Genomic DNA, 15,321 nt, shown 5'->3' on the forward strand with positions numbered 1-15,321 from the left:
GATGCAATTCTTCTATTTTAGAAATATTAGTTTTTTCCAAATTAATCACTCCTAATACCATTTCTTTGCAAGGCTGCGCCAAATTTTCTTTCTTTCTTTCTTTGTGTCCTTAGCGCCCTTTGCGGTTCGTTCCTCATATAGTTTGGCGCATCTTCATACAGAATTGGTATAACTTCTAAATTTTAACTAAATTAACTGCTAGTCAATTGAGTCCAATAGCGGTCGTAAACCTCTTCAAATTCTCCTACAGGAGTAACACGTTCACAATTTTTTAAAAGTGACTCTGGCGGAAACAAATTAGCATTGTTTTGGATGATTTTTGGTAATTGTTCAAATCCGGCATTATTCGGCGTAGAAATATTTAGGCGTTGAGTGATTTGGGCTGCGATTTCTGGTTGCAAAATCATGTTAATCCAGGCATAGGCTCCAGCTTGGTTGGGGGCTGTTTTGGGAATTACAATAGTGTCTGTCCATAATGAAGAACCACTGCGAGGAATCACATATTTGAGTTTAGGGTTTTCTTGAGAGATTTTTACTGCATCTGCTGAATAACACATTGCTAGTAGTAAATCTCCTGCCAGAATTTGATTTTGCCAAGCGTCGGTGTCAAAACGGGCGATCGCAGGTTTTAGCACCTTCAACTTTTCATAAGCTTGTTTGATTTCCTGTTCATTTTTTGAGTTGTAAGAATAACCGAGCATTCGTAAAGTTGCACCCATCACTTCTCGAACATCATTGAGCAAAGTCATTCGCTGATTAAGTTGCTCTTTGTTTTGCCAAAGATAATCCCAATCTTGTGGTGCATTTTTGATTTTTTCAGAATTATAAAGTAAACCTGTTGTCCCCCAGTTAAAAGGGATACTGTAGCGGTTATTGCGGTCATAACTAGGATTCTGAAATCTGGGAAATAAATTCTCTAGACCGATTAAGCGATCGTGATTTATTTCTGTTAACAAACCTTTGTCTACCATCTTTTGCACCATGTAATCAGATGGGTTGATAATGCTGTAAGTGCCACCGCCTCCAGCTTGCAATTTAGCCAGCATAACATCATTGGAATCGTACACATCTGCTAGCACTTTCATGCCAGTTTGGGCGCTAAAAGTTTTCAGTAATTGGTTGTCAGTATATTGTGTCCAAGTAAAGATATAAAGTTGGTCGCGCTGACCATTGGTATTAGAATTAGCACGTACTTCAGCCAGTCTCCAGCCACAACCAGCTAAAGATAAGCTAGAAAGCGCTGCCACTCCTTTTAAAAATTCGCGTCTGTTAGTCATTAAGTTAATAGTCAATCATCTTTTGTGTTGTTGCAAATTGATTTTAGATATGCCTTTAATTGGAGTGTCCATAGGTAGTTTAAAGATTAACTTAAGTGTATCTAACTGTGCAACTTTTAATAAGTTACTGCTGTTAGTTAGTTTTAGGCACGCTTTTTTATCAAGCTTGAGTTATAAAAATTAACAAACGAGCGATCGCCAAATTATCAACGAAACTCAGTCTGACAAGCCCAACTGCACTTCTGTACTAGCAAAAATAACAGGGTTTGTCCTTACCTTACCAGTTAAAACTGTAACAGGAGTTAAGGAGGAATCATCTAAATGTCTAATTGGCAAAACTTTCGCTCTTTGTGGCAGGGAGTTCGATATTGTCTGATTTTCTTGGCTGCTTTATGGTTGAGTTTAGGAGTTCCAGGTTGCAGTTTTTCCCCACCCAATTCTCAAACCTCTTCATCTCCTCAGCCCACCCAAATCAAGCCGACTGTACAACGCTTTGACGGCATCACAATTAACTTTCTCAGTCAGGCTGATATCTCTCCGGTTGCAATTAAGCCCCATATCTCCAAATTTGAATCACAAACTGGCGCAAAGGTTAATCTGATTAATGTCCCACATCAGGATATACACAAGACTCTCTGGAAAGATTGGTCTAGTGGTGCTTCTAAGTATGATGCAGCAACTTTAGTTTCTCCGTGGATGACAGATTTTGCTAAGGCGGGCTATCTAGAAAACCTAACACAGCATGTCCAGAGTGATACTGCCCTACAATGGGATGATGTTGCACCCTTCTTCCAAAACTTCAGCGCTACTTACCAGGGACGAACATACGCAATTCCTCTGGATGGCGACTTTCATATAGCTTATTATCGTAAAGACCTCCTAGAACAGGCAAAATTAGAACCGCCTAGTACTTGGGAAGAGTATTTAGCGATCGCCAAGCGATTTCACGGAAAAGACCTGAATGGCGATGGTCAACCTGACTATGGATCTTGCATTGACAGAACTTTTAATGGGACAAATGCAGCTTATTTCTTTTGGTCAATAGTCAGTCCGTTTCTTCAGAGTCAGGGAACTGCCCAAGGGACATTTTTTGAGCCACAGACAATGAAACCCTTGGTTAATAATCAAGCCTTTGCTAGAGCATTAGACATTTCCAAACAAGAAAGGGATTATGGATCTCCTCAAGGGACAACCCAACGCGACGTTGCCAAAGAATTATTTATTAGAGGACGATGTGCCCTCAGTGTTTATTGGGGTGATATTGGCACTATAGCAATTAATCCAGCTATTTCTAAAGTCATTGACAAGGTTGGTGCAACCATTACCCCAGGTACAACCCAAGTCCTCGATCGCAAAACTGGCAAGTTAGTCGCCTGTGATAAGTTTACCTGTCCCTACAATATTGAAGGAATCAATCATGCTCCTTATGCTGCTGGTGGTGGGTGGGTTGGTGTTGTCAATGCCAAAGCCAATTCTAAAGTTAAGGACGCAGCATACTCGTTTATCTCCTTCATCAGTCAACCGGCACAATCAAATGTCGATGTTACGATTGGCGACACAGGCTTCAACCCCTATCGCATTTCCCAATTTAATAACCAAGAAGCCTGGATCAAGGCGGGTATGACATCTGATGCTGCCAGTAAATATTTGGGTGGGATTAGCGTTAGTCTGAACAGTCCTAATATGGTTTTGGATTTACGCATTCCCCAAAATCAACGCTATCAAACAGAACTGCTGGGGTCAGTTTTGATTGATTTCTTAACCGACAAGATAACTCGTGAAGAAGCAATACAACGAATTGAAAAAGGCTGGGAGCAGATTACAAACGAGGTTGGGCGTGAATCTCAACGCACCGCTTATCGTGCCAGCCTGGGGCTAACTCCATAAGCAGATTTGTTCACCTTGCAAGCTATTGGTAAGACAAAAATATTAAGAATTACGTACAAGTACGTAATTCATTCTGTACTTTGCTTCCCTGAAAGGGCGTTCTGACTCCTGAATTCTATTCATAAATTTAGGGGTTTCAAACCTATGATTTTTTTCTTTTAACTTTTGCCTTATTTGGTTATTAGCAGTTAAAACAGTGGCAGTATTTTTGGATTTATAACTCCAAGGAGTAATTATAAAATGTCCACTTGGCAAAACTTTCGCTTTCTGTGGCAGCGAGTTCGCTATGGCCTAATTTTCTTGGCTGCTTTATGGTTTAGTATAGGGGTTCCAGGTTGCAGTTTCTCCCCACCCAATTCTCAAACAACTTCATCTCCTCAACCCACTCAGATTAACCCGACTGTACAACGCTTTGATGGTGTGACGGTGAATGTCATTACCCATGATGAAGCAATTTATACGGGAACTAAACGACATATTGCTGAGTTTGAATCGCTAACTGGAGCGAAGATCAATCTAACAGGTATTCCCTTTAAAAATCTCTACACTATATTGCAAAATAACTGGTCTGGTAACAATTCAAAATATGATATGGCAGTTATCTTGCCTCAATGGTTAATTGACTTTATCAATGCTGGCTATTTGGAAGATTTAACTACACAAGTGAAGACTGATAATGCTTTGCAGTGGTCAGATATTGCTCCAATTTTTCGGAATGTGAGTGCGACTTATAAAGGGCGGATCTACAGTATTCCCTTAGATGGCGATTTTCACATGGTTTATTACCGTACCGATCTGTTAAAAGAAGCTGGTTTAACGCCTCCAGAAACGTGGGATCAGTATTTGGCGATCGCTAAACGGTTTCACGGCAAAGACCTAAATAACGACGGTAAACCAGACTATGGCTCTTGTATTTCTAAGCGCGCTCATGAGAATAGTACAAGTATGTTGATATCTATTGCTACTCCTTTTTTACAATCTCAGGGAACAGCACAAGGGGCATTTTTTGACCCAGACACGATGCAGCCTCTAGTGAACAATCCAGCTTTTGCCAAAGCACTAGATATTTACAAACAAACGATGGATTATGGAATTCCCCAAGATCAGAATCTGGGTGGTTCTAAAGCGAGAGAATTATTTATCACTGGCAGGTGTGCTATGACCATTGATTGGGGCGATGTCGGGCTTCTAGCTATCGATCAAGCCGTGTCTAAAGTTATGGATAAAGTCGGTGCTGTCATCACTCCAGGCGCAACTCAAATCCTCGATCGCAAAACCAACAAATTGGTTGCTTGCGATAAGTTTACCTGTCCATACTCTATTGATGGTGTCAATCACGCGCCTTATGCTGCTAATGTCGGCTGGACTGGTGTGATTCATGCTAAGGCAGCATCAAAGGTGCAGGATGCCGCATACTCGTTTCTCTCATATATGAGTCAACCTGCTCAGTCTAATGTAGATGTGACTATCGGCACAACGGGCTTCAATCCCTATCGAATTTCTCAATTTGAAAACTCAGATCCTTGGATAAAAGCAGGGCTGTCGTCTGAAGCTGCCAACAACTATCTGGCAGCGATTGGGGTCAGCTTAAACAGCCCGAACATCGTTTTGAATTTGAGCATTCCCCATAATCAGCAATATCAATTTGAAGTCCTCGATGCAGCTGTATCTGATTTTTTAGCGAACAAACTCACCACAGAGAAAACTATGCAGCAAATTCAACAAGGATGGGAGCAAATTACCAACAAAGTGGGGCGTGAGTCTCAACGCGCAGCCTACCGTGCCAGCCTGGGGCTATGAGGGGGAAAAGGGGGCATGGGGCATTGGGCAGAAGTTCTTTAATTTTGAATTTTGAATTGATTGCTCCCTGCCTCTTTTTCAATCCAGCTGTTCATTTCACAAATGAAGTGGGCATCTTAAAAATAATTGAGTAAAAATGATCTCGAACATGACTTGTAATACACTGCCAATATAAGTAGCTTGAGACTGTAAAAGGAGCCACGCTAGTGCGAAATTGGAACCTCAGCACAAAAATTATTGCTTCCTATTCAGTGCTAATCGCGGTAATGGCTGGAACAATAGCTTCGGGGATGTATTGGCAGTTGTACTCTAGTCAACGGCAAGCAATCCGTAATCGTCTTTTGGCGGTTGTCAGTCTAGCTGTTCCACAAATCGATAGTGATTATCACGGATTGATTGTTAAACCAAGCGATCGCACCTCAGCATTTTACAAAATTAATCAAGATAGACTTGTAGCAATTCAAGCAACCAGTAAAGATATTTTACGTATCTATACGGTACGCCAGCAACCAAATAAAAAATTTGTCTATGTTTTAAACTACGACCCTGCCGATCAAGGCAAAGGTGTATTGATTGGTATGGATTACACAAAGTCATTAGATGATTTGTATGCAGCCGTTGCCCATAATGCACCATTTGTTGAGCAGGAATTTCACCAAACTACAAATGGCGAAATCCTTCTTTACGGCTATGCCCCAATTAGTAATCTCCAGGGTCGGGTGAATGGATTCTTAGTGGTTGAACTGGATGCAAGTTCTGTAGTACGCCAGGAAATTCGGGTTGCCGGATTTGCTCTAGTAACTTTTTTCGCTGTGTTGTTATTGACGGTATTTTTCGTGCGTTGGCTATCGCGATCGCTGGTAGTGCTACCCATTTTACAACTCAATAGCGCCGCCAAGCAATTAGAGACGGGGAATTGGAATGCCACTCTACCAAGCAATCGCACTGATGAGCTTGGAGAACTCTCCGCATCTTTTAACAGCATGGCTAAACAGTTGCAAACATCCTTTGCCACCTTAGAACAAAAGGTAGAAGAACGGACACTACAACTAGCAGAGGCCAAAGAAAAAGCCGATACTGCCAACCTTGCCAAGAGCGAGTTCCTGGCTAACATGAGCCATGAACTGCGAACCCCACTCAATGGCATCCTGGGCTATGCCCAAATTCTCCAAGATGGTGAAAAAACGTTAACAGAACGAGCTAAAAAAGGTGTAGATATCATCTATCAGTGCGGCAATCATTTGCTTAATCTGATTAATGATATCCTTGACCTCGCCAAAATCGAAGCCCGGAAATTGGAATTGTATCCTGATGATGCCTATTTCCCGGCACTTTTAGAAGGCATTGCGGAGATGATGCGCGTGCGTGCGAGTCAAAAAGGAATTTCCTTTACCTATCAACCTGATTCTAATTTACCTGTTGGCATTACAGTCGATGAAAAACGCCTCCGCCAAGTGTTGATTAACTTATTGGGCAATGCGATTAAGTTTACTGACGAAGGCGGAGTTACATTTCGCGTTAAAACTCACAAACTGGAAACTGCAAGCTATCAAATTCGCTTTGAGGTTGAAGATACAGGTGTCGGGATATCGCCAATTGGACTCACAAAAATCTTCCAACCCTTTGAACAAGTGGGTGATGTGAAGAAACAAGGAGAAGGTACTGGATTAGGACTAGCAATCAGTCTGCAAATCGTTTCTCTGATGGGTAGCAACCTAAATGTGGACAGCAAGCTTGGACAAGGTAGCACCTTTTGGTTTGAGGTTGAACTTCCCGAAGCTCAAGAATGGGCAGCAAGTCTGCGAACAACTAAGCAAGGGAAGATTGTCGCATTTGAAGGCAGCAAGCGCCAGCTACTGGTAGTCGATGACCGTTGGGAAAATCGGTCAGTTTTGGTAAGTTTACTGGAACCTTTGGGTTTTGCAGTGATTGCCGTCAGCAACGGTAGAGAAGGATTGGATAAGGCCAAGGAGATTCATCCTGACCTGATTATTACAGATTTGATGATGCCAGAGATGGATGGCTACGAGATGTTGCGACAGTTGCGACAGATTCCTGAGTTGCAGAATGTTCCAGCGATCGCTTCTTCAGCTAGTGTATTTGAAAGTAACCAAAATGAGAGTATCACAGCTGGAGCCGATGCTTTTTTACCCAAGCCTGTAGAAGCCCCAGCCCTGTTGAAGTTGTTGGAAAAATACCTGAATCTAAAATGGATTTATGACCAAAATTCCATTGCTGTAGAGCCGATGAAAGCCAACTCAGAGGCAATATCTTCATCCACCCCAGATGAGATTGTCCCGCCGACTGAGAAGGTTTTGTCACAGTTGCACACATTGGCGTTGCAGGGACGCTTGATGGCCATTGAGCAACAGCTAAAAACTTTGGAAAAAACAGATGAGCAATACCAACCATTTGTGAAAGCAGTACGTGAGTATGCAGATAATTTCCAGACTGAAAAAATCCGAGCATTCATTGAACAGTATCTTCCCTAATCGAAGGAGATGAGGGAGACAAGGGAGACAAGGAGATAAACAAAACTCCTAACTCTTGTACAGACAAAGATTTTTCGCGTCTCTACTCCTAACTCCTAACTCCTAACTCCTAACTCAGCACTCATAACACCTAATCCCCATTTTTGCTATGACAGCATTCTCTAGTACTTCCATTACATTTAACAATCCTGTTACCGACCTGCTTGACAATGGTATTATCCTGATTGTCGATGATGTGCCAAATAATTTGAAAGTGCTTTCAGATACCTTAGCCAATGCTGGTTTTGAAGTTGCGATCGCTACGAGTGGTGAAAGTGCGCTACAGCAATTGGAACATACTCCAGTCTCTTTGATTTTACTGGATGTGATGATGCCGGGGATGGATGGCTTTGAAACCTGTCAGCGCATCAAAGCCAATCTGAAAACCCGAAATATTCCAATTATCTTTATCACGGCGCTTTCTGAATCGGTGAATAAAGTCACAGGTTTTGAGTTAGGAGCCATTGACTACATCACCAAACCGTTTCAACAAGGTGAAGTTTTAGTACGGGTGCGAACTCATCTTAAACTTAATCAATTGAGCCAGTCTCTTGAAGCCAGAAATACAGAATTGCAACAACTCACCCAGCAACTAGAGCAACGAGTTACTGAACGAACTCAGGAATTATTTACATCGATTGAAACTCTTAAACAAACTCAACAATTGATGCGCTTAGTATTTGATACTATTCCCCACTGGGTAGGCTGGAAAGATATCAATTCAGTTTATTTGGGCTGTAATCAAAGTTTGGCTAATGCACTAAATTTAAGTTCACCTGATGAAATTGTCGGTAAAAATGACTATGATTTACTGATAAGCAAAGAAGAATCCGATTGGTATCGTGTGTGCGATCGCCGTGTCATGGAGTCTGGTCAAGCAGAACTCCATATAATTGAACAATGGCAACGAGCGGATGGTCAACAAATTTGGTTGGATACGAGCAAGATACCTTTACGCGATGCCAAGGGAAATGTGTTCGGCATTTTATTAGTGACAGAAGACATTACCGAACGTCAGTTAGCACAAGAAGAACTCAAACAACAAAAACAAAATCTAGAAGAAGCACTAGTAGAACTTCAAGGTACTCAAGTGCAATTGGTGCAAAGTGAAAAAATGTCGGCACTGGGAAATCTTGTGGCGGGGGTGGCACATGAAATTAATAATCCTGTTGGTTTCTTGGGTGGTAATATTCAACCTGCTTTAGATTATATCAAGGATATATTTGGCTTAATTGATTTGTATCAACAGGAATATTCTAATCCTAGTGGAATAATTGTAGATGAAATCGAAGCAATTGACCTTGATTACATCCGCGAAGATTTACCTAAGTTAGTTGGTTCTATGCGAGAAGGTGTGAAGCGAATTCGGGATATTAGTACTTCCTTACGAACCTTCTCTCGTGCTGATAGCGATCGCCCCGTTGCCTGTAATATTCATGATGGCATCGATAGCACCATTTTAATCCTCAAACATCGCCTTAAACCTTCAGAAACCCGCCCAGAAATTCAAGTTATCAAAGAATATGGTCAGCTACCATTAGTAGAATGCTTTGCTGGGCAATTGAATCAGGTATTTATGAATATTCTGGCAAATGCTATTGATGCTTTGGAAGAGTCAAATATTGGACGTGATTTTGAAGAGATAAAAGTCAATCCAAACTGGATTAAAATCATTACTAAAATTAGTGATAACAAGCAAAAAGTAATTATTAATATTAAAGATAATGGTAAAGGAATGAATGAAGAAGTCAAATCAAAAGTATTTGACCATTTATTTACTACAAAAGCCGTGGGTAAAGGCACTGGATTAGGATTAGCGATCGCTCGGCAAATCGTCGAAGAAACCCATTGCGGAAAATTGAGTTTTAATTCGGTTATCGGTGAAGGTACGGAGTTTATAATTGAAATCCCACTGTAATTTTTAGCTGTTTTTGGTAAACAACTTCAGACATCTGGGAATACTAAATCTGGAAGTCTTAAAGATTTAGCAGTATGGTTAATACAAAAGTCAATATTCCTGGATACAAGATTAGCGAAGAACTCTACAATGGTTCTAGAACCATTGTTTATCGAGGATATCGAGAGACTGACTCATTACCTGTAGCGATCAAACTACTGAAAAATCCTCATCCGAGTTTCAGCGAACTCTTATCGTTTCGGAATCAGTACACCATCGCTAAAAATCTTAACTCACCGCTAATCGTTCAAACTTATAGTCTCCAAGCCTACCAAAACGGCTATGCGCTGGTAATGGAAGACTTTGGGGGAATTTCTCTGAAAAATTATTTTACCTCACCAGAGAGACGATATATCGCTTCTCTACAAGAGTTTTTAGAAATTGCGATCGCACTGTGCAATAGCTTAGATATATTATATCACGAGCGGATTATTCACAAAGATATAAAACCTAGCAATATTCTCATTAATCCCGAAACAAAAGAAGTTAAATTAATCGACTTTAGTATTGCATCTTTATTGCCACGGGAAACCCAAACCCTAATCAATCCCAATGTGTTAGAAGGGACACTGGCTTATATTTCTCCAGAACAAACAGGTAGAATGAATCGGGGAATTGACTACAGAACCGATTTTTATTCAGTTGGTGTGACATTCTATGAGTTACTAACCGGAAATTTACCTTTTGCGTCAAAAGATCCAATGGAATTGGTGCATTGTCATATTGCAAAACAACCACCAATTTTAAGCAATAGAGAAGAGATTCCCCAAGTTATTTGTGATATCGTGATAAAATTGATGGCAAAAAATGCCGAAGATAGATATCAAAGTGCCTTGGGACTAAAGTTTGATTTAGAAAATTGTTTACATCAGCTACAAGTTTCTGGTGAAATTCAGAGTTTTGAAATTGGGCTTAGGGATGTGTGCGATCGCTTCATTATCCCCGATAAACTCTATGGACGAGAAACAGAAGTAGAAACCCTACTCCAAGCATTTGAGAGAGTTAGCCTTGGCGCAACAGAAATGATGTTGGTAGCAGGTTTTTCGGGTATTGGTAAAACTGCGGTTGTCAACGAAGTTCATAAACCAATTGTGCGGCAACACGGTTATTTTATCAAAGGTAAATATGACCAATTTCAACGGAATATTCCCTTTAGTGCATTTGTCCAAGCCTTTCGGGATTTAATGGGACAATTGTTAACAGAAAGTGATGCCCAGATTCACCAATGGAAAAACCAAATATTAGAGGCTGTGGGAGAAAATGGACAAGTAATTATTGAAGTCATCCCCGAATTATCCAGAATTATTGGCGAACAACCACCCGCCATAGAATTATCAGGAACTGCGGCACAAAATAGATTTAATTTATTGTTTCAACAATTTACCCAAGTTTTTACCAGCGCTGAACATCCATTAGTGATATTTTTGGATGATTTGCAATGGGCAGATTTGGCATCACTGAAGTTAATACAGCTTTTAATGGCTGATACAGGTCATCTTTTTTTAATTGGTGCGTACCGTGATAACGAAGTCAACCCAGCACATCCATTAATGTTGACTTTGAGTGAAATTGAAAAAAATCAAGCAAAAAATAATACGATTACTTTAGCACCATTAAATCAAGAGCAAGTCAATCAAATAGTTGCTGATACACTCAAATGCCCCGAAAATTTGGCATGGAATCTTTCTCAATTAATTTATCAGAAAACTCAAGGTAATCCGTTTTTTGCAACACAGTTTCTCAAAGCATTGCATCAGGAAAATCTGATTAAATTCACTCCCCCAACTTACCGAGACGGGTCTACAGGAGGGTGGCAATGTGATATTACACAAGTGACTACTCAAGCGGTGACAAATGATGTTGTTGCCTTTATGGGTTTTCAATTGCGAAAACTACCACTATCAACTCAATATGTGTTGCAGCTAGCTGCTTGTATTGGGAATCGGTTTGATTTAGCAAGTTTGGCAATTGTTTCCAAACAATCTCAAATCGAAACGGCTGCTGCTTTATGGAAAGCATTACAAGAAGGATTGATTTTGCCGAACGGGGATGTTTATAAATTTTATATTGGGCAAGAAAGTCTTGCACATACATCAGAAAATCAAGAGATTGTTATATACAAATTTTTACACGATCGCGTCCAACAAGCTGCCTATTCCCTGATTCCTGATGACCAAAAACAACTGACGCACTTAAAAATTGGACAATTACTTTTAAGTGTAATGAGCGAGACGGAAAAAGAGAAAAAAATCTTTGAAATTGTCAATCAATTAAATAAAGGAGCCGATTTAATTGTCTCAGAAACGGAACGTGAGGAATTAGCAAAGCTAAATCTAGTTGCTGCACAAAGAGCTAAATCTGCAACTGCTTATGCCGCAGCAATTGAATACGCCATTAAAGGTATACAACTTCTTGCAGCAAGTTGTTGGCATCAATATTATGAATTAACGTTAGCTTTGCATGATTTAGCCGCAGAAGTAGCCTGTCTGAGCGGTGATTTTAGGCAAATGGAGCAGATAGTTGACAAAGTAGTGGAAAATGCTCGTCAATTACTAGATAAAGTGAAGGTCTATGAAGTGATGATTTTGGCTGAGGTAGCCCAGAGTCAACAGCCCAAAGCGATTAAAACTGCTCTTTCTGCTTTGAAATTATTTGGAGTGTTGTTTCCAGAACAACCGACTGATGCAGATATTAATGAAAGTTTGCAACAGACTCAAGATGTCTTAAAAGGAAAAGATTTAGAAGATTTCTTGGAACTGCCTGAAATGACAGACCTCCAAGCCCTGGCAGAGATCCGAATTTTAGCGGCTGTGACAGCAGCAGTTTATCAAGCGGTTCCAGAATTACTGCCGTTAATCGTCTGCAAGCAGGTTAGGTTATCAATTGAATACGGTAATGCGGCGGTATCAGCACAGGCTTATGCTTGGTATGGAGTAATTCTGTGCGTTATTGGAGAAATAGATTTAGGCGATCGCGTTGGTCAACTGGCAATGGAACTATTATCACGCTTCCAAAGTAAAGAATTTAAAGCCAGCACGATTAACATGGTTTATCCCTTCGTGAAGCCCTGGAAGCATCATATTCAAAATTCACTCGCTCCTTTACTCGACGGATACCACAGTGGTTTGGAGATGGGTACTTTAGAATATGCTGCCTACTGTGCCTATAATTACTGTTCGCTGTCCTTTTTTCTCGGAAAAGATTTGTCAATCCTAGAACCAGAGATGAAGGTTTACAATCAGGCATTGGCTCAACTTAAACAAGAAGTAGCTCATAACTATCTAAGAGTATTTTACCAATCCGTCTTAAATTTACTCGCTCAGAGCAATTGTCCTTGGGAAATTCAAGGTGTAATTTATGACGAACAAATCATGTTGCCCTTGCATCAGAAAGCTAACGATCTTTACGCAATGGGAACACTGTATATCAATAAATTAATTCTTTGTTACTTGTTTAATGAGTGGGAACAAGCAATCAAAGTTGCGGCTGATGCCAAACAATATTTAAGTGGAGTATCCGGCTGTTTTATGGTTCCGGTGTTTCACTTTTACGATTCATTGACTCATCTGGCTATCTTACCCAACGCTCAAAGCAGAGAACGCGATCGCCTCCCCCAAGAAGTTATTAGCAACCAAAAGCAGCTCGAACAATGGGCAAACCATGCACCCACAAACCATTTACACAAATTTTATTTGGTTGAAGCAGAGCAGTATCGGGTATTGGGGCAGATGTATGAAGCAATGGATTATTACGATCGCGCGATCACTTCTGCAAAAGAAAACAGATATATCCAAGAAGAAGCCCTAGCGAATGAACTTGCTGGCAAATTTTACCTCAACTGGGGAAAAGAAAAAATCGCCCAAGTATATATGCAAGAAGCATATTACTGTTACGCACGTTGGGGGGCAAAAGCCAAGGTTGCCGATCTGGAAAGACGCTATCCGCAACTGTTAGCCCTTATCCTCCAGCAAACCCATTCTCCTTTCTCCACTAACGAAACAATCTTCTCATTAGCAAGTGTTACATCCACCAGTTCCGACACTTCTCACAGTAGCAGTGTCTCTGTTGCTTTAGATTTAGCTAGTATTCTCAAAGCTTCTCAAACGATTTCCGGCGAAATCGAATTTGAAAAACTGCTTTCATCGTTGCTTGAAATCGTCATTGAAATTGCTGGGGCTGATAAATGCGTGTTCATGCTGTTGGGCGACCATTCGCTAGGCGATACCAAAGATGAACGCTTGCTAATTAAAGGATCAATTACCGTAGGGATGCAGCCAGTCGTGTTACAGCGCCTTATGGTTGAAGATAGTCAAGACATTCCCCTGAAGCTGATTTACAAAGTGAAGCATAGCAAGCAGACTGCTGTGCTGATTGATGCAAGTGCCGATCCGACCTTAGCCAATGACCCATATATCATGCGTCAGCAGCCGAAGAGTGTCTTGTGTAGCCCGATTTTGCATCAAGGTAAGTTACTGGGCGTGTTGTACTTAGAAAATAATCTGGCTACTGGAGCTTTTACCAGCGATCGCATCGAACTGCTCAACTTGCTGTGTACTCAGGCGGCAATTTCTTTGGAAAATGCCCGACTTTATGAGCGATCGCTAGAGTATTCCCAACAACTAGAGCGATCGCTTGAGGAGTTAAGCACCGCACAGTCTGTCTTGCAATCATCTCAGCAACGACTCCACCTATTGGTTCAGCAAACTCCACTAGCAGTCATCGAATGGGATACTAATTTCCAGGTTATTGACTGGAACCCAGCAGCAGAAAGAATCTTTGGCTACAGCAAACAAGAGGCTTTGGGTTGTCAATTCACATTCATTATTCCTGAAATAATTCAAGCACAAATGGAGCAAGTTAGCGTCAATATCATATCGCAGGAGGGCGGTAATTATAGTATCAATGAAAATGTGACAAAGGATGGTAAAATTATCATTTGTTCTTGGTATAACAATCCGCTTGTAAATGCAGATGGCGAGTTAATCGGAGTTGCTTCTTTAGCAGATGATATTACAGAACAGCAAGCTGCGCTACGCGAACGCAAAGTTGCTGAAGTCCAACTTCAAGAAAAAGCACAAGAGCTAGAAACTGCTTTACTAAACCTGCAACAAGCACAATTACAAATGGTGCAAACTGAGAAGATGTCTGCACTAGGTAACTTGGTTACTGGTGTAGCTCACGAAATGAATAATCCTCTTGGTTTTATTTCTGCCAGTCTCAAACAGGCTAAACCGACTATCGCTGATATTGTTGAACATCTCAGACTATATCAAGAAACTTTACCCAACAAAAGTGAGGAAATTATTGACCACGCCGAATCAATCGACTTGGATTATAGCTTAGAAGACTTACCCAAGATGATTGATTCTATGTCTATGGCCTGTGATAGGTTGAAAAACATCAGCACCAGTTTACGTACTTTCTCCCGTGCCGATCGAGATTACAAAGTGCCTTTCCATATCCACCAAGGCATTAATAGCACTATTCTTATTCTCAAACATCGTTTGAAGGCGAATGAACAACGTCCCGCTATTGAAATTTTGACTAACTACGGTAATTTACCTGAAATTGAATGCTTTCCCGGTCAATTAAATCAGGTATTTATGAATCTGATTGCAAATGCTATTGATGCCTTAGATGAATCTAATCATGGACGCAGCTTTGAAGAAATAAAATCCAATCCTAATTGGATTACAATTACAACCTCAGTCGAAAATAATCTCGTTAAAATTGTCATTGCTGATAATGGCAAAGGGATGAGCGAAAACGTTAAACAAAAAATATTTGACCATTTATTTACAACAAAAGCTGTCGGTAAAGGCACTGGATTAGGATTAGCGATCGCTCGGCAAATCGTCGAAGAAACCCA

At 40.7% G+C, this 15,321-nt stretch carries 6 protein-coding genes; 5 read left to right on the forward strand and 1 reads right to left on the reverse strand.

Annotated features, from left to right (window positions below; all coding sequences use genetic code 11):
- Nucleotides 1-191: 191 nt before the first annotated feature.
- Entirely contained in the window at nt 192-1,277 is a 1,086-nt protein-coding gene (locus HWQ37_RS28175) for an ABC transporter substrate-binding protein (RefSeq protein ID WP_292753723.1), read from the reverse strand.
- A gap of 321 nt (nt 1,278-1,598) precedes the next feature.
- On the opposite strand from HWQ37_RS28175, the gene HWQ37_RS28180 reads away from it, so the two are divergent.
- From HWQ37_RS28180 to HWQ37_RS28205, 5 genes are all read left to right on the forward strand, one after another.
- On the forward strand, nt 1,599-3,164 hold the full coding sequence (locus tag HWQ37_RS28180; protein ID WP_292753724.1) for an ABC transporter substrate-binding protein: 1,566 nt from the start codon (nt 1,599-1,601) through the stop codon (nt 3,162-3,164).
- A gap of 240 nt (nt 3,165-3,404) precedes the next feature.
- Nucleotides 3,405-4,964, forward strand: a complete 1,560-nt coding sequence (locus HWQ37_RS28185) for an ABC transporter substrate-binding protein (protein ID WP_292753725.1) — start codon at nt 3,405-3,407, stop codon at nt 4,962-4,964.
- A gap of 266 nt (nt 4,965-5,230) precedes the next feature.
- A complete protein-coding gene (locus tag HWQ37_RS28190) occupies nt 5,231-7,456 on the forward strand; it encodes an ATP-binding protein (RefSeq protein WP_292753726.1) in 2,226 nt (741 codons plus the stop codon).
- Between the two features lie 148 nt (nt 7,457-7,604).
- On the forward strand, nt 7,605-9,413 hold the full coding sequence (locus tag HWQ37_RS28200) for a hybrid sensor histidine kinase/response regulator (RefSeq protein ID WP_363318200.1): 1,809 nt from the start codon (nt 7,605-7,607) through the stop codon (nt 9,411-9,413).
- 74 nt (nt 9,414-9,487) lie between these two features.
- A partial coding sequence (locus HWQ37_RS28205; protein ID WP_292753727.1) for a trifunctional serine/threonine-protein kinase/ATP-binding protein/sensor histidine kinase occupies nt 9,488-15,321 on the forward strand: 5,834 nt, incomplete at its 3' end.

The organism is Nostoc sp. NMS4 (assembly GCF_017115095.1).
Taxonomy (GTDB): Bacteria; Cyanobacteriota; Cyanobacteriia; order Cyanobacteriales; family Nostocaceae; genus Nostoc.